At 62.8% G+C, this 19,582-nt stretch carries 21 protein-coding genes and 1 pseudogene; 15 read left to right on the plus strand and 7 right to left on the minus strand.

Going from position 1 to position 19,582, the window contains the following annotated elements; translation table 11 throughout:
• Nucleotides 1–58 precede the first annotated feature (58 nt).
• The gene (locus NGR_RS05215; RefSeq protein ID WP_015887194.1) at nt 59–898 is read left to right on the plus strand and encodes a fumarylacetoacetate hydrolase family protein; all 840 of its coding nucleotides are present in this window, start codon (nt 59–61) and stop codon (nt 896–898) included.
• A 43-nt stretch (nt 899–941) separates the two neighbouring features.
• Here NGR_RS05215 and NGR_RS05220 read toward each other — a convergent pair whose 3' ends face one another.
• Together NGR_RS05220 and glgA are read right to left on the minus strand one after the other, a co-directional pair.
• Nucleotides 942–1,850, minus strand: a complete 909-nt coding sequence (locus NGR_RS05220) for a DMT family transporter (protein ID WP_015887195.1) — start codon at nt 1,848–1,850, stop codon at nt 942–944.
• Nucleotides 1,851–1,981: 131 nt separating this feature from the next.
• Complete coding sequence (gene glgA, locus NGR_RS05225) at nt 1,982–3,436, minus strand: glycogen synthase GlgA (RefSeq protein ID WP_164923889.1); 1,455 nt, start codon at nt 3,434–3,436, stop codon at nt 1,982–1,984.
• 243 nt (nt 3,437–3,679) lie between these two features.
• Between glgA and NGR_RS05230 the strand changes: the two genes are divergently transcribed.
• The 3 genes from NGR_RS05230 (at nt 3,680) to NGR_RS05240 (ending at nt 7,490) form a co-directional block, all read left to right on the plus strand.
• Nucleotides 3,680–4,141 (plus strand): YbhB/YbcL family Raf kinase inhibitor-like protein, encoded by a 462-nt coding sequence (locus tag NGR_RS05230; RefSeq protein WP_015887197.1) that lies wholly within the window; start codon nt 3,680–3,682, stop codon nt 4,139–4,141.
• 112 nt (nt 4,142–4,253) lie between these two features.
• The gene (locus tag NGR_RS05235) at nt 4,254–6,371 is read left to right on the plus strand and encodes a catalase (protein ID WP_015887198.1); all 2,118 of its coding nucleotides are present in this window, start codon (nt 4,254–4,256) and stop codon (nt 6,369–6,371) included.
• Between the two features lie 24 nt (nt 6,372–6,395).
• Nucleotides 6,396–7,490, plus strand: a complete 1,095-nt coding sequence (locus NGR_RS05240; protein ID WP_015887199.1) for an ATP-dependent DNA ligase — start codon at nt 6,396–6,398, stop codon at nt 7,488–7,490.
• Nucleotides 7,491–7,493: 3 nt separating this feature from the next.
• Here NGR_RS05240 and NGR_RS05245 read toward each other — a convergent pair.
• Nucleotides 7,494–8,038, minus strand: a pseudogene (locus NGR_RS05245) (DNA-3-methyladenine glycosylase).
• A 157-nt stretch (nt 8,039–8,195) separates the two neighbouring features.
• On the opposite strand from NGR_RS05245, the gene NGR_RS05250 reads away from it, so the two are divergent.
• The gene (locus NGR_RS05250) at nt 8,196–9,482 is read left to right on the plus strand and encodes a DUF763 domain-containing protein (RefSeq protein ID WP_015887201.1); all 1,287 of its coding nucleotides are present in this window, start codon (nt 8,196–8,198) and stop codon (nt 9,480–9,482) included.
• Between the two features lie 88 nt (nt 9,483–9,570).
• The gene (locus tag NGR_RS05255; RefSeq protein ID WP_015887202.1) at nt 9,571–9,834 is read left to right on the plus strand and encodes a hypothetical protein; all 264 of its coding nucleotides are present in this window, start codon (nt 9,571–9,573) and stop codon (nt 9,832–9,834) included.
• Nucleotides 9,835–10,049: 215 nt separating this feature from the next.
• On the opposite strand, the gene NGR_RS05260 is transcribed toward NGR_RS05255, so the two are convergent.
• The gene (locus NGR_RS05260) at nt 10,050–10,376 is read right to left on the minus strand and encodes a hypothetical protein (protein ID WP_015887204.1); all 327 of its coding nucleotides are present in this window, start codon (nt 10,374–10,376) and stop codon (nt 10,050–10,052) included.
• Between the two features lie 165 nt (nt 10,377–10,541).
• On the opposite strand from NGR_RS05260, the gene NGR_RS05265 reads away from it, so the two are divergent.
• Genes NGR_RS05265 through NGR_RS05275 form a run of 3 tightly spaced genes read left to right on the plus strand, consistent with a single transcriptional unit; the run spans nt 10,542 to nt 11,818 of the window.
• The gene (locus tag NGR_RS05265; RefSeq protein WP_015887205.1) at nt 10,542–10,757 is read left to right on the plus strand and encodes a hypothetical protein; all 216 of its coding nucleotides are present in this window, start codon (nt 10,542–10,544) and stop codon (nt 10,755–10,757) included.
• A 17-nt stretch (nt 10,758–10,774) separates the two neighbouring features.
• Nucleotides 10,775–11,074, plus strand: a complete 300-nt coding sequence (locus tag NGR_RS05270; RefSeq protein WP_015887206.1) for a DUF3175 domain-containing protein — start codon at nt 10,775–10,777, stop codon at nt 11,072–11,074.
• A 21-nt stretch (nt 11,075–11,095) separates the two neighbouring features.
• Nucleotides 11,096–11,818, plus strand: coding sequence for a glutathione S-transferase family protein (locus NGR_RS05275; protein WP_015887207.1), 723 nt, complete (start codon nt 11,096–11,098; stop codon nt 11,816–11,818).
• Between the two features lie 4 nt (nt 11,819–11,822).
• Here the strand turns inward: NGR_RS05275 and NGR_RS05280 are convergent, their stop codons facing one another.
• Together NGR_RS05280 and treZ are read right to left on the minus strand one after the other, a co-directional pair.
• On the minus strand, nt 11,823–12,464 hold the full coding sequence (locus NGR_RS05280) for a UdgX family uracil-DNA binding protein (RefSeq protein WP_164923890.1): 642 nt from the start codon (nt 12,462–12,464) through the stop codon (nt 11,823–11,825).
• A gap of 76 nt (nt 12,465–12,540) precedes the next feature.
• Nucleotides 12,541–14,319 carry a malto-oligosyltrehalose trehalohydrolase gene (gene treZ / locus NGR_RS05285; RefSeq protein ID WP_015887209.1) on the minus strand — a complete coding sequence of 593 codons (1,779 nt, stop codon included), beginning with the start codon at nt 14,317–14,319 and terminating at the stop codon, nt 12,541–12,543.
• Nucleotides 14,320–14,485: 166 nt separating this feature from the next.
• On the opposite strand from treZ, the gene glgX reads away from it, so the two are divergent.
• From glgX to NGR_RS05310, 6 genes are all read left to right on the plus strand, one after another.
• The gene (glgX, locus tag NGR_RS05290) at nt 14,486–16,576 is read left to right on the plus strand and encodes a glycogen debranching protein GlgX (protein WP_164923891.1); all 2,091 of its coding nucleotides are present in this window, start codon (nt 14,486–14,488) and stop codon (nt 16,574–16,576) included.
• 111 nt (nt 16,577–16,687) lie between these two features.
• The gene (locus NGR_RS32245; protein WP_165447121.1) at nt 16,688–16,855 is read left to right on the plus strand and encodes a hypothetical protein; all 168 of its coding nucleotides are present in this window, start codon (nt 16,688–16,690) and stop codon (nt 16,853–16,855) included.
• 89 nt (nt 16,856–16,944) lie between these two features.
• The gene (locus NGR_RS05295) at nt 16,945–17,190 is read left to right on the plus strand and encodes a DUF2934 domain-containing protein (protein WP_015887212.1); all 246 of its coding nucleotides are present in this window, start codon (nt 16,945–16,947) and stop codon (nt 17,188–17,190) included.
• A gap of 88 nt (nt 17,191–17,278) precedes the next feature.
• Nucleotides 17,279–17,716, plus strand: a complete 438-nt coding sequence (locus tag NGR_RS05300) for a CBS domain-containing protein (RefSeq protein WP_015887213.1) — start codon at nt 17,279–17,281, stop codon at nt 17,714–17,716.
• Between the two features lie 274 nt (nt 17,717–17,990).
• Nucleotides 17,991–18,245 carry a hypothetical protein gene (locus NGR_RS32995; protein ID WP_240545121.1) on the plus strand — a complete coding sequence of 85 codons (255 nt, stop codon included), beginning with the start codon at nt 17,991–17,993 and terminating at the stop codon, nt 18,243–18,245.
• Between the two features lie 42 nt (nt 18,246–18,287).
• Nucleotides 18,288–18,950, plus strand: coding sequence for a DUF6766 family protein (locus NGR_RS05310; protein ID WP_015887215.1), 663 nt, complete (start codon nt 18,288–18,290; stop codon nt 18,948–18,950).
• 65 nt (nt 18,951–19,015) lie between these two features.
• Here NGR_RS05310 and NGR_RS05315 read toward each other — a convergent pair whose 3' ends face one another.
• Nucleotides 19,016–19,459: a DUF4168 domain-containing protein gene (locus NGR_RS05315; protein WP_164924080.1), complete on the minus strand. Its 444-nt coding sequence runs from the start codon at nt 19,457–19,459 to the stop codon at nt 19,016–19,018.
• Nucleotides 19,460–19,582 lie beyond the last annotated feature (123 nt).

Here is a 19,582-nt window from a genome sequence, read left to right on the forward strand (position 1 = left end):
ACCGCGTCCTTTGATTTGTCAGGCACAGTCTTTCGTCTCGACCGCTTGGAGGAACAGAATGAAGTTGTTGCGTTACGGACCCGAAGGGGCAGAACAGCCGGGCGTTTTGGACGGTGCCGGTAGAATTCGCGATCTCTCGGCGGTGATCGCCGATCTCGCCGGTCCGGCGATTGCCGATCTCGGCTGGGCGCGCGGTCTCGACGTCGAGAGCCTTCCTGTGGTCGAAGGCACGCCCCGGCTCGGCGCCTGCGTCGGCGGCAGCGGCAAGTTCATCTGCATCGGCCTCAACTACGCGGACCATGCGGCGGAGTCCGGTCTCGACGTGCCGCCGGAGCCCGTCGTTTTCATGAAGGCGACTTCGGCGATCGTCGGGCCGAACGACAATGTCATCATTCCGCGCGGGTCGGTCGCAACGGATTGGGAAGTGGAGCTCGGCGTGGTGATCGGCAAGAAAGCCAAATACGTATCGCAAGCCGAAGCGCTGGAGCACGTCGCCGGCTATTGCGTCATCAATGACGTCTCGGAGCGTGACTTCCAGACGAAGCGCTCCGGTCAGTGGACCAAGGGCAAGTCCTGCGACTCCTTCGGCCCGACCGGTCCCTGGCTCGTCACCCGCGACGAGATTGCCGATCCGCAGAAACTCGGCATGTGGCTGAAGGTCAATGGCGAAACCAAGCAGGACGGTTCGACCGGAACGATGGTCTACGGCGTCGCCTATCTGGTCAGCTATCTTTCGCAGTTCATGACGCTCCATCCGGGCGACATCATCTCGACCGGTACGCCCCCCGGCGTCGGCATGGGCTTCAAGCCGCCGCAGTACCTGAAAGCCGGCGACGTCATCGAACTCGGCATCGACGGACTGGGCTCGCAGAAGCAGACGGTCGTCGCGGACGACTGAACCCGTTGATGGCGCCCCTTCAAGTGAGGGGGCGCCTTCTCGCCTAAGCCGTCAGCCGTCCCTGCCGCTTGAGCTGCTGTTCGCGGAAAAAGATGAAGAGGCCGGAGGCGACGATGAGGCCGGCGCCGAGCACCATCGACAGGCGTGGCGTGTCGCCGAAGATCAGCCAGCCGAAGATGATCGCCCAGAAGAGCAGCGTGTATTGAAGCGGCGCCACCGTCGCGGCATCGGCAAGTTTCAGCGCCCGGTTGACGAGAACATGGGCGATCATGGCGACGACGCCGAGAAGGCAAAGGAGCGCCGTGTCGAGAGGCTTCGGCGGCGTCCAGTCAAACGGTGCCCAGAGGAGCCCGACAAGGGCCGCCCCGACGAGCTGCCAGAAGGCAAGCGTCGTATCCGGAGTGCCGCGTAGCGAACGCCCGGACACCATCATGATGGCAAAGCACATGCTGCCGAGGATCGAGATCAGCGCCGGCAGCGTGAAGGCCTCGGACGAAGGTTCGAGCGCGATGAGGACGCCGACGAAACCGATGGCGATCGCCGTCCAGCGCCGCCAGCCGACATGTTCCTTCAACAGCAGCGGAGAAGCGGCGGCGACATAGATCGGAGCGGCCAGCCAATAGGTCATGACGTCGGCAAGCGGCAGGTAGACGACGGCGAAATAGAAGGCGAAAACCTCTGCCGTCGAAGCGGCGACGCGGGCAAGCTGGAGCCCGGGCCGTTCCAGGGCGAGGAGCTTCTTCGGGCCGTTGAGCCAGAGAAAGGGCACAAGCAGGATCGCCGCGGCGAGGCTGCGGATCAGCACAACCTGGCCGACCGAGTAGGTGGCGACCAGCCATTTGCCCATGACGTCGTTGAGCGAAAACATCAGCATGCCGAGAAGCATGACCAGCACGCCGGTGCGGGCGGCGTTTGATGCTGCGGATGTAGCGGGTGCGATCTCGACGGCCATGGCGGAGTCCTTGTGGAGCGCAGCCATTGGCATATTCCGGCGCGGCAATCCATGCTTCGTTCTTGATCAACTCATCAGCGTTGCGAATGAGGCGTCGATCTGGCGGTTCGGGTGATTGTGCCGGGTCTGTGCTAACCGGCCAAGCGCATGTCGGTCGCGGTCAGATCGCCGTAGAGCTCCGCATACCTGGCCGCGCTGCGGTGCCAGGAGCTGTCCGTTTTCATCCCCTGCCGCTGCAGCCCCTCCCAGATTCGCCGATGCCGGTAGAGCTTCAGGGCGCGGCGCAGAGCCAGCCGCAATCCGCCCGCGTCGACCGGTGAGAATTGTATTCCGGTGGCGGCCTGCGCCTGCAGGGCGGCGACATTGGCGTCGATAATCGTTTCGGAGAGACCGCCCGTCCGCGCCACGATCGGCACGCAGCCGTATCTGAGCGCATAGAGCTGCGTCAACCCGCAGGGCTCGAAGCGGGAGGGCACGAGCATGGCGTCTGCTCCGGCATGGATTTTATGAGCTACCCGCTCTTCATAGCCGAGCCTCACGGCAATGTGCCGTGGGAAGCGCCGGGCGGCGTCGAGGAAAGCGTATTCGATTTCCGCATCGCCGTTTCCGTGCAGGATCAGCCGGCCGTCCATGGTGACGATCTCGTCGACGACGGCCGCCAGAAGATCCATGCCCTTCTGCCAGGTCAGCCTGTTGATGCTGGCGAAAACCGGACCGGGCGTCTGCGGCAACCCGAAAAGATCGAGCAGGGCCTGCCGATTCGGCAGTCGCCGGAGAGGTGTTTTCGCCGAGTAGCGATGCTCGATATAGGGATCCGCCGAGGGATCCCAGACGTCGACGTCTATCCCGTTGACAATGCCCAACACGTCGTCGTGACGCGCATTCATCACCCCCTCGAGACCCATCCCGAAGGTCGGCGACATGGTCTCGCGCGCATAGGTAGGGCTGACCACGGTGATCGCATCCGCAGCCTGCAGGCCGCCCTTGAGGTATCCAAGATCGCCATAATATTCGAGGCCCTCGATGGAATAGGCCTCATCCGGCAAGCCGAGTTCCGAGAAGAGGTGGGCCGGGAACTGTCCCTGGAAAGCCATGTTGTGGACGGTCAGGACGCGCGGGACCTCCACCTCCGATTTGTATTTGACATAGACGAGGCTCAAGGCCGCGTGCCAGTCGTGGGCGTGAATGATGTCCGGTCGCCAGTGCTGGACGAGACCGCCGGCGATTTGCGAGGCGACGAAGCAAAAGGCGGCGAAGCGCTTCCAGTTGTCCGGATAGTCCACCCCGTGCTCATCGGTGTAGGGGCCGCCCGACCTGTAGAAGAACCCCGGCGCATCAAGCACGAAAAGCTCGAGCCCCGCGGCGCGTCCGGCAAGGAGCGTGGCGGTTTCGCCGAAGAGACTGTCATAGCGCGCAACGGGTGTGGCGTCGTCCAGCGATTCGATGACGGACCGATAGCCCGGCACTAGAGTGCGCATACGAATGCCATGCGATTTCAATGCCTTGGGAAGCGAGCCCGCAACATCGGCTAGCCCGCCGGTCTTCACCAAGGGGAAAATCTCAGCCGTAACGGAGAGAACGTTCATCGATTGTTTTCCGGAAATTTTATGTTGGCCGCTGCCAGCCAATCGCCGCCCCACTTTGCACTCCTTCAACACAAACCGCGTGCGCAAAGTTCCGTCCCGGAAGCGAAATTTTTATGACGGCCGCCGCGGGAAGATTTTTCACCGGCCCAATGTCGCCAACGACCTCAACACCGGTCCGCTTTGAGAGTACAATCCAAGCCGGTCGCGCGCTCGTTCCATGTGCCAACATGAAGGAGACAGGTGATGACTTTCAGCCTGATGAGCCCAGCCTTCGCCGAAGGCCAGCCGATCCCCAAGAAATATACGCGCTTCGGCGAGAACATTTTCCCGCCGCTGAAATGGACGGGTACACCCGACGGAACGCAGAGCTTCGCATTGATCGTCGAAGATCCGGACGCCGTACGGGGCGTGTTTCGGCACTGTGCGATCGTCAACATTCCCGGCAGCTGGACGGAGCTTGCTGAAGCCGTCGATACCGGGCCGGAACATGCCATCAAGTTCATCAGGAATGACTTCGGCAACGCCCGCTATGACGGGCCGCAACCGCCGGCGGGAACGGGCGTTCATCATTATCACTTCAAGCTCGCCGCGCTGAACATCCGCAACATCTCGCTGCCTGACGATATCGGCGCAGTGCATGCCTTTGCCGAGGCCGGCAAGCACCGGATCGCAGAAGCCACGCTCATCGGTACCTATCGCGGTTGACGCGTCGCAACGCCGTCGGACCATCCAAGCTTCGAAAATTCGGCGTCGGGGGGAACCAACTTCGGCGGCCAAGGTTTCGTGCCCGTTCCTTCCTCGCTCAAGGAGTGCTGCAATGGCCAAGAAACCCTCTGCGCCGAACACTGCGAAGCCAGCCACCATTCATGACCAGAAAGCGACCCGCGGAAACGGCGGGGAACTTCACCAGACTGCCGAAGGGGATACTCCGGTCTTGACGACGGCCCAGGGCGGACCGGTGGCCGACGACCAGAACAGCCTGCGGGCCGGCGAGCGCGGCCCGACATTGATCGAGGACTTCCACTTTCGCGAAAAGATCTTTCATTTCGACCACGAGCGCATTCCGGAGCGCGTGGTACATGCACGCGGCTACGGCGCCCATGGTTTTTTCGAGACCTACGAGTCGCTCGCCGCCTATACGCGGGCGGACCTGTTCCAGCGGGCAGGCGAACAGACGCCGGCTTTCGTGCGCTTCTCGACGGTGGCCGGCAGCAAGGGGTCCTTCGACCTTGCGCGCGACGTGCGCGGTTTCGCGGTCAAGATATACACCAAGGAGGGCAATTGGGACCTCGTCGGCAACAACATCCCGGTTTTCTTCATTCAGGACGCCATCAAGTTTCCGGACGTCATTCATTCGGTGAAACCTGAGCCCGATCGGGAGTTTCCCCAAGCCCAATCGGCGCACGACAATTTCTGGGATTTCATCAGCCTGACGCCTGAGAGCATGCACATGGTGATGTGGGTCATGTCCGACCGGGCGATCCCCCGTTCGTTCCGCTTCATGGAGGGCTTCGGCGTTCACACCTTCCGCTTCGTCAATGCCAAGGATGAGTCCACTTTCGTCAAGTTCCACTGGAAGCCGAAGCTCGGGCTCCAGTCCGTCGCCTGGAACGAGGCCGTGAAGATCAACGGTGCGGATCCCGACTTCCACCGCCGCGATCTCTGGCAGGCCATCCAGTCCGGCAATTTCCCGGAGTGGGAGCTGCATGTCCAGCTCTTCGACCAGGACTTCGCCGACAGCTTCGACTTCGATATTCTCGATCCGACCAAGATCATTCCGGAGGAGATCCTGCCGACGAAAGCGGTGGGGCGGCTGGTACTCGATCGCATGCCGGACAATTTCTTCGCCGAGACCGAACAGGTCGCGTTCATGACGCAGAACGTGCCGCCGGGTATCGATTTCAGCGACGATCCTCTGCTGCAGGGACGCAACTTCTCCTATCTGGACACGCAGCTGAAGCGGCTCGGTAGCCCGAATTTCACGCATCTGCCGATCAACGCGCCCAAATGCCCCTTCCAGCACTTCCAGCAGGATGGCCATATGGCGATGCGCAATCCGGTCGGGCGGGTAAACTACCAGCCGAATTCCTGGGGCGAGGGGCCGCGCGAGTCGCCTATGAAAGGCTTTCGCCATTTCGCGTCGCAAGAGCAGGGGCCGAAGCTGCGCATTCGAGCGGAGAGCTTCGCGGATCATTACAGTCAAGCCCGCCAGTTCTTCATCAGCCAGACTCCGCCAGAGCAGCGCCATATCGCCGATGCCCTGACCTTCGAATTGAGCAAGGTTGAGATGCCGGTGATCCGCGAACGCATGGTCGCCCATCTGCTGAATATAGACGAGACACTTGGCAAGAAGGTTGGTCATGCCCTCGGCTTGCAGACGATGCCAAAGCCTGCCGAGGCCGCCGTCGCGACCCGACAAGACCTCGACCCGTCGCCGGCGCTGAGCATCATTCAGCGGGGCCCGAAGCGCTTCGAAGGTCGCAAGCTCGGAATTCTGGCGACGGACGGTGCCGATGCCGCGCTGCTCGATGCCTTGACTGCTGCAGTGACGGAGCAAAAGGCAGCCTTCGAGCTGATCGCCCCGAAAGTCGGCGGCTTCACCGCTTCGGACGGCAGGTGGGTTGCAGCCCACCAGATGCTCGACGGCGGGCCCTCCGTACTCTACGACGCGGTGGTGCTTCTGCCTTCAGCAGACGGCGTCAACGATCTGATCGACGTCGCGACCGCCCGTGACTTCGTGGCCGACGCCTTCGCCCACTGCAAATTCATCGGCTACTGCGCAGCCGCGCTGCCTCTCATGCAGAGAGCGGGCATTGCCGAGTCTCTCGACGAGGGAACGATCGAACTCACAGAGGCCGCGAGTATCGCCTCCTTCGTCAAGGAACTGGGCAAGTTGCGTGTCTGGGCCAGAGAGCCGGCGGTGAAGCTGAAATAGTCCGGGCCGCCAAGGGAGTGGAGGATGCCGTCACCCGCGCATCGAAAGCCGATCAAGGACGCTGGATCGTCTCGCCTGACCGGAAAGCCGAAGGTGGCGAACGATGCGGAATCTGGCGGCGGCTTCGCGCTGCCCGTCAGCACGGCGCCGATGGAAGCACGCTCCGCCGCGGAGCTTCCAAGCGACGGGGCATGGCAGTATGAGCCGAAATGGGACGGCTTCCGCTGCCTTGCCTTCAAATCCGGCGAGGAGGTCGATCTCCGGGCCAAATCCGGCAAGCCTCTCGGTCGGTTCTTCCCGGAGGTTCTCTCGCTGCTGCGCAACCTGGACGCCGTCCAGTTCGTCGTCGACGGCGAACTGGTGATCGAAGTCGAAGGGCGACTTTCCTTCGACGCCCTGCAGATGCGCCTGCATCCGGCGGCAAGCCGCGTTCAGAAACTCTCGCAGCAAACGCCTGCACGCCTCGTCCTGTTCGACATATTGGTCGACGCGAAGGGTGCCGTCCTGACCGACAAGCCTCTTGCCGTCCGGAGAGCGGCACTCGAAGCCTTTGCCTCCGAGAACGCCATCCAGGATAAACTCGAGCTTTCGCCTTTCACGCTCGATCGCAAGGAGGCGGAGCAATGGCTCGCCTCGTGGGAAGCAGGCGCCACCGATGGGGTCGTCGCCAAGCGGCGCGACGGCCGCTACGAGTGCGGTGAGCGGGCGATGGTGAAGGTCAAACGCCTGAAGACGGCCGATTGTGTTGTCGGCGGCTTCCGTTACGAGAGCGACAGCGACAAGGTCGGTTCCCTCCTGCTCGGCCTCTACGACATGGACGGCACTCTCGACCACGTCGGTTTTACTGCGACGATTTCCGACAAGGAACGTCCCGCATTGACGCGTCGGCTCGAGGCTTTGCGGGAGCCGCCCGGCTTCACCGGTAAGGCGCCTGGCGGCCCGAGCCGCTGGAGCACGGAGCGCAGCGGCGAATGGCAACCGGTCCGTCCTGAGTTGGTCGTCGAGGTGAGATTCGACCACGTCAGCAGCCGTCGCTTTCGCCATGGCACGAAACTGATGCGCTGGCGTCCCGACAAGGATCCGCGCCAATGCACCTATGAGCAGATCGAGCCGCGGTGAAGGCTAAAACTTGCGGCTGACGAACGGCGAGTCTTTCAGCCCGAACCGCCAGGGCTGTTCGACGGCCTTGGAAATCCCGACGCGGAAGCCGGAAGAGAGCAGCGGCCGCCTGACCGGCCTAGCCGAAACGGCTCTCCATTGAGAGGCAGGCCATCCTCCTCCTTGCCGATCGCCAGGGCCTGGCCGACCCGTCCGGGACCCGAACAGAGCAACCTCTCCGGCGAGACGCCCCGCCTCTCCCGCATCGTCTCCAGCCCCCATCGCGGCTCGAGAGCGCGGATCAGCACGGCGCTGCCGGGCAGGCAGACGAAATTCAGGCACCAGTGCAGGCCGTAGGACAAATAGACATAGGCATGCGCCGGCGGACCGAACATCGAGCGATTGCGCGTGGTGGCACCCGCGAAACTGTGGGAGGCCGCATCGTCCGGCAGATAGGCTTCGGTTTCGACGATAAGGCCACCGACGCCGGAAACGGCGAATTCGGCGCCGATCAGGTCCGCGGCGACGGCGACGGCGTCGCGTGCAAAGAAGCTGTCATCCCACTGCAATCGATAGAACTCCTCGGTCGTCCTGCTGTATGTAGACGCATCCCTCACGCTCGCCAATGTCGCGTCCCGGTCCCGTCCCGTAGCCATTGAGAACTTTCCGCGAACATCCGAAGCATGTAGGGTGGTATCGAGGACGGAATACGAAGGACCGAAGACGATGGCGCAACGAGCAGGCAATGCGGATCTACCGCTGCATGGCGGGCGGGTTCCGAAATGGCTCTGCGACCGGATGACGCGACTTGGCACGCTGATCACCGAAGCGATCGTCCACCATTACGGGCGCGACGAATTCCTGAGCCGGCTCGCCCATCCGTTCTGGTTCCAGTCCTTCGGTGCGGTCATGGGTATGGACTGGCATTCCTCGGGTATCACCACCAGCGTCATCGGCGCCCTGAAGCGCGGTCTCACGCCGCTTTCGAGCGAGCTTGGCATTCACGTCTGCGGTGGCCGTGGCCAGCACTCCCGCAAGACGCCGGGCGAACTTGTGTCAATCGGCGACCGGATCGGTTTCGACGGCGCGAGGCTTGCGGAAGCGAGCCGCCTCGTCGCCAAGGTCGACAGCGCCGCCGTTCAGGATGGCTTCGACCTCTATCTTCACGGCTTCATCGTCACCGATGATGCGAAGTGGGTCGTCGTCCAACAGGGCATGAACGGCGACCGGCGGCAGGCGCGGCGCTACCACTGGCTTTCCGAGGGGCTGCAAAGCTTCGTCGACTCGCCGCATGCGGCGATCGAAGGAAGGGGGCAGGGCCAGATCATCAATCTAGCGGACCGGCGCGCGGCCCGTTCGCGGGCAGGCCAGCTCGATCTTCTGAACGCGTTGGGTCCCGATGGGCTCGTGCGCGAGGTGGCGGCGATCGAGTCTCGCGGTGTTGCGCCGACCGGCCCGGCTCAGCCGCTGCTCCCGCATCTTGTCATGCCGACCCATCACGATGTGCGCGAAAGCGACGTCAACATGCGACGCCTGCACGGCAATCTTGCCGCCGCCGCCGATCGGGGGCCGAAGGATTTCGAGGAACTGCTTCTCGTGCCGGGTGTTGGGGCGCGCACCGTCAAGGCGCTTGCCATGGTCGCAGAGGTCGTTCACGGCACTCCGTGCCGCTTTTCCGATCCGGCGCGCTTTTCGCTGGCCCACGGCGGCAAGGACCGCCACCCCTTTCCGGTGCCGCTCAGGGTCTATGACGAGACGATCAATGTGATGAAATCGGCGGTGCAAAAGGGGCGGCTCGGGCGAGAGGAGGAACTGGCCGCCTTGAGGCGGCTCGATGAACAATCGCGCCGGATGGAGCGCTACGTCACCGGCCCGGACCTCAAGGAAATCGTCGCAGGGGAGTTCAGGGATTCGCCCGGCTTTGGCGGGCGCAGCGTGTTCGGCTGGGAGCGAGAGCAAGGCGAGGGCGAGGATGGCGCCGGGGCCGTTGCCCGAGGCCGCAGCCGATCCTGATTCCAGCGGGAACAATCCTTTTGCCGGTTGATTAGGGTTAGTGGGCGCCCGGTGAAGACGGCGCTTTTCCAAGCTGAAGGAGGTTCCGGTGAGCGCTTCCAAGACCACGACCGACCACGACACGATCCGCAAATGGGCTGAAGGCCGCGACGGCCACCCGGCGCGCGTCAAGGGCGCATCCGACGGCGGCCTGCTGCGAATCGACTTCGGCAAGCCGGAGCAAAGGCTTGAGGAAATCTCCTGGGAGGAGTTCTTCAAGATCTTCGACGAGAACAAGCTGACCTTCCTCTACCAGGATCGGCTTGAGGGAGGGAAGGTCAGCCGCTTCTTCAAATTCATCGATCGCGAGTGAATTCCGTCCTCAGGAATGATGCCTGTCTTCAGAAAGCCGGTCGCTGAGAAGGAGATTGAGGAGCGGCGCCGGCCACCGCCCGCGGCACGGCCGCGGCTGGCGAAAGACTGGCTGCCTCGCAAAGCTGACGAGTGGGAGGACCTCGTCCACCCGAATTCGCTCTCTGGCGCGGGTCTGGATGCTTGTCTTCTAATGCCAGTTCGGCGGGAATGGGTCTAGATCGCAGCCAGCTTTTCGATCTCCTCCAACTGCGTCCTCAGCTTCTGAATTTTCTCCCGCTTCTCGGCGACCACCTCCTTTGCCGTCTCGATCCGGTCGGCGCCGGGCAATGTGCCGATGGCGGTATGCGCCTCGGTCGCGATCGCATCGATCTCGGCCTCGAGCTCGGCAATGCGTTCTCGCATGTCGGTGATCTGTTGCCGGACCGTCGCCCGCGACGGTGCCGCGTGACGTTTCCACGCATCAATTGGCTCGTCGATACCCGGCGGATCGAGCGGGCGTGCAACAGTCGATGCTGAACGGGCTTTTCCGTGCTTGTTCATGGCTCGCCTCCCGTAAGCGCTGTTAACTCCGGCCGGCTCCCGTTGTTCCCCAGGTGTGATGCCGGACGGCGAGCAATGCGGATTCGTGCGCGCCCTCTTTTTACGGCGCGCGGGAACTTCCTCCCGCAAAGGCCGTTTTTAACAATCATGTCCGGGAGGGAACCGATGCATGCAGAGGAATGCCTTGAGCTTCATTTCGATCTGAAGAGCGGCAGAGCGCTGCTCTCCTGTGGCGACAAGGATTATGTGTTGCCTGATTTTTACCCCACGAAGGAAACGGCAAGGATCGCCGCCCAGCAATTCGCTTGGGAAAAGCTCGGCTGGAAGGACCGGGCGCGCGAATTTCGGCAGGCTTCCGAATTGCCGGTCTGGCTGCGCTAAGCGGCCTGTTAGGCTCGATGGGCAAGCGTAGCAAAAAGACGACGAAATGGTCGCAACAGGTGACGGCGCATAGCAACGCGCTGGACATCGAGACCGGTGTATTTTCCTCGGACGATCCGCAGGAGATTGCGCATTCGCTGAAACGGTCGGCTGAAGCGAGCGCCCGGCGCAAATCGGGCGCTTTCCGGTCCGCCATGTCCATGCTGACCTTCTATATCAACCGGGGCGGATCGGGGTTGGGCGACGAACAGCGGCGCGTCCTGGAAAAGGCGAAGGACGAACTCCGAAAGGATTTTGGGCGGGAGCCCAAACGCTGAACCGCAAGCGAGGGGGTCTCCATGGTATTCAAACTCTATTATTGGGACGGAATCCCCGGCCGCGGCGAATTCGTTCGCCTCGCCCTGGAGGAGGCTGGCGCCGACTATGTCGATGTGGCGCGCCAGCCGGGCGGAACAGGGGCAATGCTGACGCTGATGAAGGATGCCCGAGACGCTGCCGCTCCCTTCGCCCCGCCCTTTCTGGTCGATGGCGAGCGGCTCATCTCGCACGTTGCCAATATCCTTTTCTACCTCGGCCCGAGGCTGGGGCTGGCGCCGGAGGACGAGGGACTACGCTATGTCGCCAACGGCCTGCAACTGACGATCACCGACTGCGTTGCAGAGGTGCACGACACGCACCACCCGATCGGCGTGTCGCTCTACTACGAAGAGCAGAAGCCCGAAGCGTCGAAGCGCGCCGCGAACTTCCTGTCGGAGCGGCTGCCAAAGTATCTCGGCTATTTCGAGCGGGTTCTGACGCAAAACCCCAAGGGGCCGGCGCATAGTGTCGGCGGGCAAATGAGCTATGTCGATCTTTCGCTGTTTCAAGTCGTCGAGGGGCTGCGCTACGCGTTCCCGCACGCGATGCGTTCAAATGAAGAGCAAGTGCCGGCGCTGGTCGCGCTGCATGACGCGGTGGCGGCGCGGCCACGGATTCTGAGCTACCTAGGCTCTGACCGGCGATTGCCCTTCAACGAATCCTGCATCTTCCGCCGCTATCCGGAACTCGACCTTCCGTCCTGAGCCGTCAGTCAACATGCGGCGCGATCTTGGCGAGATCCCTGACGAAGCGGCCGCGTTCCGCCGCGGCGTCTTCTTTGTCCTGGATCCGCAAAAGGTAGGATGGATGGATCGTGATGAGAACCGAGTAACCGGCGGGGGTGGGGATCAGGTCGCCGCGGTTCTTCATCACCCTGGCTCTGCGCCCCAGCAGCGACGAAAGCGCCGTTGCGCCGAGCGCGACGACGACTTTCGGGTGAAGCTTGTCGAGCTCGGCGCCGAGCCACCAGGAGCAGCGCTGGACCTCGCCCGCATTCGGCCGCGAATGCAGGCGGCGCTTGCCGCGCTGCTCGAACTTGAAATGCTTGACGGCGTTGGTCAGATAACAGCTTGATCGATCGATGCCTGCCTCATGCAGGCACTCGTCGAGGATCCGCCCGGCCGGCCCGACGAACGGCCGCCCTGCCAGATCCTCGCGGTCGCCGGGCTGCTCGCCGACCAGGACGACGCGGGCTTTGCCCGGTCCCTCGCCGAACACCAATTGCGTTGCATTCTTGTAGAGATCACAGCGTTCGCAGCCTTCGGCCTGCTTGCGCAGCGCCGCAATGGAGGGGGCCTCGGCGTGCTCGCCCGAGAGGGCCGGACCCATTTTGACCGATTCAGTCGACATGTGTTTCAAGGCCGAGCATATCCATCTGCAATGGACTAACCGACAGGCCGGGACCATGTTCCGCTCACTGGGCTAGTTAGTTAGGCCGTACCGCAGCAACGATGCCTGGCCCGGGCAGTTCAGACGCCTCGAAGTTCTCTCCGCCGAATATAGGCTCGCCATGGATCGGCGGAACGGTTGATTTGCCTGTGGTAAGATTGGCACGCAGCTCGAGCACCGGGCCGCCGAAGGACCAGTCGATGGCGACAATGCCGTCCGGCGCGGGAGGGATTTCGTAGCTCGGAAGATTGCATTGCCTGAGCAGGGGGGCGATGTGCCGCTGCCGGATACCGGCGAGTTGCCGCATGAAGGCGAGATGTGCCCTGCCGGCCCCGCTCTCGGCGCGTTCCCAGCGAAGCTTCGAAGCGGCAAAGGTTTGAGGAGCAAGCGGATCGGGAAGATCGTCGGCCGTCTTGCCGGACGGCATGCCGCCGAAATTCTCGGCTTCGCCCTGCCGCCCCCGGCGAACGGCCTCGCCGAGCTCGCCCGCATAGTCGGCGAAGAACAGGAACGGTTGGCTTTCGCCATATTCCTCGCCCATGAAGAGGAGCGGAATCTGCGGCGAGAGCATCAGCATCGCCGTCATCACGCGCAACTGGTTGCTCTTTGCAAGAGAGACAAGGCGCTCGCCGAAGGCGCGATTGCCGATCTGATCGTGGTTTTGAAGGAAGCTCACCCGCGCCTGCGGCGGCACCGGCCCTTTGGGCCGATCGGGGGTTGGTTCTTTGGGCATTTCGACCGAGGAGAATCCCTCGGTCATGGCCTCGCGCGTCGCCTGCCACGGCCGCTCGGAAAAAGGCCGATAGAAGCCCCTCGCTTCGCCTGTTGCGACGACATGGAGGCCGTGGTGGAAATCGTCGTTCCAGCCGGCGGTAAAGAGCGGGATCGACCCGTCATCGTTGCGGTGCACGAGATTGCGCCGGCGGTCGGCGTCCTCGACGACCAAATGAATGTTGCGACCGACGAAGATTTCCCTCGCCTCGCGTGCCAGCGCGGCAAGAAAGTGCGGCTCGCTGGTATCCCGTATCTGATCCGTCGCATCGAGGCGCAGACCATCGAAGCGAAAGTCATGCAGCCAATAGAGCGCATTCTCAATGAAGAAGCGCCGCACCGCGGCTTCCTCGAAGGCGATGGAGGCCCCCCATGGCGTCGGTCGATCGCTGTTGAAGAAGCGGCTGGCATAGCGGGGCAGGCTGTTGCATTCGGGTCCGAAGTGATTGTAGACGACGTCGAGCAGGACCATCATGTCGAGGCCGTGCGCCGCGTCGATCAGAGCCCTGAGCTCGTCGGGCGTCCCATAGGCATGGTGCGGCGCATAGGGCAGAACGCCGTCATAGCCCCAGCCGCGCTCGCCTTGAAATTCGGCAACGGGCATGATCTCGATGGCGGTGATACCCGCCTCGGCGAGAAGCGGCAGCCGTTCGGCCGCCGCTCGAAACGTGCCCTCGGGCGTGAAGCAGCCGATATGCAGCTCCGAGATGATCGCTTCCTCCCACGGCAGGCCGCGCCACGAGGCGGATTTCCACCCATAGGCGGAATGGTCGACGAGCATCGAGGGGCCTGAAGCTCCGTCCGGTTGTGCGCAGGAAGCGGGATCCGCAACGCGGGTCGCGTCGGCAAGTTCGAACCAGTAGCGGTCTCCGGCGCGCGCCTCGGCGGACACTTCGAACCAGCCGTCTTCAACCGCACGCATCGAATGCGAAACGCCTTCAAGAACAAGGCGCACCGCCCGCTCGTCGGGCGCCCACAAGCGAAAATATGCGACATCACCGGAGGTGAGGTTGGCACCCCAGGTTCTCGCGAGACGGTCGGCCATTCGTTTTCCTTGCTGATTGCGAAATCGGGCAAGAGACGAGAACTGCCGGAATTGCCGAAAGTTCCGCCGCAATCGTCCCGTGCCGATGGTTTGGCAGGAACAAAGTCACCGCCATCAGCGTTGCCCCCTCACTTCCAGGACGCTGCAGGGGGGCACGACGACACGAATGAATGTGGCTTTCTCCGAACTCGATTTCCTGAAGCCGGAGCTTGGCGCCGAGTATACCGGCCAAGGTACCCATTTCGCGGTCTTCTCCGCACATGCCGAAAAGATCGAGCTTTGTCTCTTTTCCGAGGACGGCAGCAGGGAAGCGGCCCGCCTGCCGCTGCCGAAGCGTGAAGGCGACATCTGGTCCGGTTATATCGAAGGGCTGGGCCCGGGCACACTCTACGGTTATCGCGCCTACGGGCCCTATGACCCGAACAACGGGCATCGTTTTAACCCGAACAAGCTGCTCCTCGATCCCTATGCCAAGCAGGTGGCCGGGGAATTCGTCTGGGACGACGCGCTGTTCGGCTACACGATCGGTAGCCCGGAAGGCGATCTTTCGTTCGACGAGCGCGACAGCGCCCCGATCATGGTGAAGGGCGTCGTTCAGGATCCGAACTTCGACTGGGACGGCGAAGAGGCGATCCGCCGTCCCTGGACCGAGACGATCATCTACGAGACTCATATTCGCGGCATGACCATGACGCATCCGGCCGTGCCGAACGAATTGCGCGGCACCTTCCTCGGCATGGCAAGCGACCCGATCATCGATCATCTGGTGAAGCTCGGCGTCTCCGCTGTCGAACTTCTGCCGGTGCAATATTTCCTCGACGATCGGTATCTCACCGAACGCAACCTCAGGAACTATTGGGGCTACCAGCCGCTCGGCTACTTCGCACCGCATGCGCGCTACATGAAGGGTACCCGGATTACCGAGTTCAAGACGATGGTGAAGCGCTTCCATGCCGCTGGCATCGAGGTTCTCATGGACGTCGTCTACAACCATACCGCCGAAGGTTCGGAGTACGGCCCGACGCTCAGTTTCCGGGGTCTGGACAATCTCAGCTATTACCGGCAATCGCCGGAACAGCCCCGGCATACTTATGACATGACCGGCACCGGAAATACGCTGAACGTTGCGCATCCGATGGTGCTGCGCATGGTTCTCGACAGCCTCCGCTACTGGGTCGGCGTCATGCACATCGACGGTTTCCGCTTCGATCTGGCAAGTGCCCTCGGGCGCGAATACATGGAGTTTGACCGCGAGGGCGGCTTCTTCGACGCGATCAGGCAGGATCCGATTCTGGCCGGCGTCAAGCTCATTGCCGAACCCTGGGACATCGGCGAGGGCGGCTACCAGCTCGGCGGCTTTCCGCCGCCCTTCCGCGAGTGGAACGATCGCTTCCGCGACGATGTCCGCCGCTTCTGGAAGGGAGACGGCGGCGTTGTGCCGGTGCTGGCCGAACGGCTCGCCGGCTCACCGGTCCAGTTCAATCATTCGGGCCGCGCCGCCACTACCTCCGTCAACCTGTTGAGCGCGCATGACGGCTTCACGCTGATGGATGCCGTTTCCTACGCGGAGAAGCACAACGAGGCCAATGGCGAGGACAACCGCGACGGCCATTCGGACAACCACTCCGACAATATGGGCGCCGAGGGGCCGACCGATGACCACAGGATCGATGAGGCGCGCCGACGGCGCCGCTTTGCTATGCTTGCCACCCTGATGGTGAGCCAGGGCGTTCCGATGGTCCTCGGCGGCGACGAGCTCGGCAACAGCCAGGGCGGAAACAACAACGCCTACTGCCAGGACAACGAGATCGGCTGGATCGATTGGAGCCGGCTGGACGACACCTTCCTCGCCTTCTGCCGGAAGATCATCGCTTTCCGCCGGGAGCATCCGGTGCTGCGCCAGGAGAATTTTCTGGAAGGCGCCACCGACGAGCATGGACGCATCGAGGTCGCCTGGTACAAGCCCGACGGCAGCCGCATGGACGAGGCCGCATGGGGCGACGGCGAATTGCGCATCCTCGGCGTCTATCTCTGCCACCTCTCGCCGGCCGAGGCACCGGCGGAGGAGATGTTCCTCGTCTTCAATGCGGGCGGCGACTGCGACGTTGCGCTGCCCTCCGTGCACGGCTCGGAAATCTGGCAATGGGCGCTGAATACGGCCGAGGACGATGCCTTCGTCGCGCAGCGTGCCAGGGAGCGGGAAACGATCCGGGCGCAGAGCGTCGCCGCTTTCGTCCCTCACGACAGCGGCGGGTAAGAGTCAGCACCGGCCCCGCTTTGCACGCCCGGTCGGAACATTCGAGAGCGAGCGGGATTGTCCGAAGGAGGCATGGGATCATCCCATGTTTTCCGAGGAATGGAGGCAGCAATGCAAGATCCGCGTCAGCCGGAACCAATCCCGCCACAACCGCCGCCCTGGGATCCGGAACCGCCGATCGGCGAGCCTGAACCCGATCGCCTGCCGGACGAGGCTCCGACACCGAATCCCGACGAGAATCCGGAGCCGCCCCAGTATGGCGGCAGCCCAGACGGCTGAAGTCAGAATAGCATTTGACTCATGGAACAAATGGGCGGGCCTGCCGTTTGAATTTTGCCGAAAGGCTTTCCAACAGCGAGGTAAGGGACATGGAAAACCACAGGGAAGAACTCATCAGGCGCAGGGCCTACGCGATCTGGGAGCAGGAAGGCCGTCCGGACGGCCAGGAGCTGCGCCACTGGGAACAGGCTGCGCGGGAAATGCAGGGACAGGGTGCATCGAGTCCCGACGGAGGCGAGAACCTCGAAACCGAGGGAGCGACCAATGCCGTGTCGACCCCGAAGCCACCCGCGCCCCGCGGAAGATCTGCCAGGAACGGAGCGCGAGCGCACTGAGATCCCGGCTTCCTACATACCTGCTTCGGGATAGCCGTGAACGGCGCGGCCGCAGCAGGCAACGCCTTCCAAGAAAAGGAGCAGGACAATGCATGTATCGGAGATCATGACCAGAGACGTTCATCTGGTTACCCCCAACGACACCATCCGAGATGTGGCGCGGCAGATGGCGGAAAACGACATCGGCTTCTTGCCGGTCGAGGATCATGACCGGTTGGTCGGCATGGTTACGGACCGCGACATCGTCGTCCGTGGCGTGGCGGACGGGCTCGATCCGCAGGCGAAAGTGCGAGACGTGATGACGACTGACGTCAAATACTGCTTCGAGGATGAGGACGTGGACGACGTGGCGCGCAACATGGGCGATATCCAGGTGCGTCGCCTGCCCGTCGTCAATCGCGACAAGCGCCTCGTCGGCATCGTGTCGCTGGCGGATGCCGCTCGCGAACAGCCCGCGGCAGCGGGCACCGGCCTGAAGGGTGTGACAATGCCCGGCGGCGAGCACAATCAGGCCGGGAGGCACTAACACTCTCTTGGAGATCGGCGCCCTTAGGGGGCGCCGATGGGGAGGCAGCATGCCGCAGAAGCAGAATAATGGAGAACCCAGGACGGCTGGCCCCGCCGAGCGGCGCCCGCATCGGACCTCATCGGCAGATGTGTCCTGGCCGGCACGTCGCGTTGGCCCGCAGTCGCCAAGGACGGGAGCGAGCCGACCGGTCGGTCCAGAGGACGCCTCCGGCGAGAACCATATAGCTGACGCTTCCGATGTCGGCGGCGGCGGGCAGGACTTGCGTGCCGGAATGTCGGTTGATCCGCCACAGCCGTCGCCACGGGACTTAAGCGGCGGCCCGAGTCCGTTGACGCCGGAGCCCGGCGACAGAAAGGTGGCCGAGGAAACTTCAATCCAGGAACATCACGACAGCAACGAAGGCACCGGAGGGGATGCCTGGAACAATCTGCTCGGCAATACCACGAATGCCGGGATGCTTCGCCTGCTCTTTGCGATCGGCCTTTTCATTCTGGTGGCGGGAACCTTTTTCTGGCTGGTCGCGTGATGGATGGCAGGACGTATCGAAGCGTAAGGGCGGAGGAAATGAATGACGTTTTTCCGTGACAATGGCCTGAGCATCACACTGACCATCTTCACCGCGGCGACCATCGCAGGCATGATCTTCGCCGGGGCCAATGCCTTCAACCAAGAGGCGATCATGCACGGTGAGCCGACTGTCACCGTCGCCAGTTATCTCGCCACCGGCCACTTTCTTTCTGCTCTTTTCGAGAACTGGGAAAGCGAGTTCCTGCAGATGGCGGCTTATGTCTGCCTCACGGCGTTTCTCTACCAGCGCGGTTCGGCAGAATCCAAGGATCCGGATGTTTCCTCCACCGATGTGGACGAGGATCCCCGCATGAAGAAGACCGATCCGAAGGCCCCTTGGGCCGTGCGGCAAGGGCAGATGATCAGGACGCTCTATTCCTATTCGCTGGGCATCGTTCTTGCCGGACTGTTCGTGCTCAGCTTTGTCTTCCATTTGCGCGCCAGTGCCGCGGCCGGAAACATCGAGGCGATGCGCCATGGCGAGCCGCCTATCGATCTATGGACGCGGCTGGCGGATGCCGAGTTCTGGTTCGAGTGTTTTCAGAACTGGCAATCGGAGTTCCTGTCCACCTTGCTGCTGGTGCTGCTTTCCATTTTCCTGCGTTTCCGAGGGTCGCCGGAGTCGAAGCCTGTTGCAGCGCCATACGGTGCGACCGGAAAATAGCCGGCCGCTTCGGCGCTCCGACGTAGTGCCGGAACGCCGAAAAGCATTGCGGTGCGGCGCGCGCCTCACTGCTGTGCTGGGGCCTGCTGCGGAGGTGCGGTGCTCTGAAGCTTTTCCTCGACCTTCTTGGCCAGCGCCGGATCGTTCTGTGCGGTCGTCAAAATGGTCGTGTATTCCTCGACCGATATGTTTGGCGAAGCCTCCACGGCCTTGACCATCTGCTGGCTGGCTTCCGTCTGCAGCTTCTCCTTTGCCGCTGCATCCTGTGTCGCGCCGATCTTGGCGGAATATTCCTGCCGGACCTTGTCGACCTGGAGGTAGGCGATGGCGAATGCCTCGATCTTCTCTTCGCTGATCGGGGCACTCTTGGCGCCCGGCTGAGCCGGTGCCTGCTGCGTCGGCTGTGTTTCCTGTGCCTGTGCGAGTTCCAGCGCCGATGCCGGGCTGAAAGCCATCAAGCTGAAGACTGCAGCGGTCAGCGATGCAGCGGGGGTGTAACGAGTGATCATATTCATTCCTCTTGGACGTGCCCTCTTGGACGTGCATGACGTGATCGGCAGCAATACCGCCTCGTTCAACCGCTCCGTGTCGAATGCGACGGAGCGGCGACCGACCATGTCGCCCTCAGAAGT

The sequence above is a fragment of the Sinorhizobium fredii NGR234 genome (genome assembly GCF_000018545.1).
GTDB lineage: Bacteria > Pseudomonadota > Alphaproteobacteria > Rhizobiales > Rhizobiaceae > Sinorhizobium > Sinorhizobium fredii_A.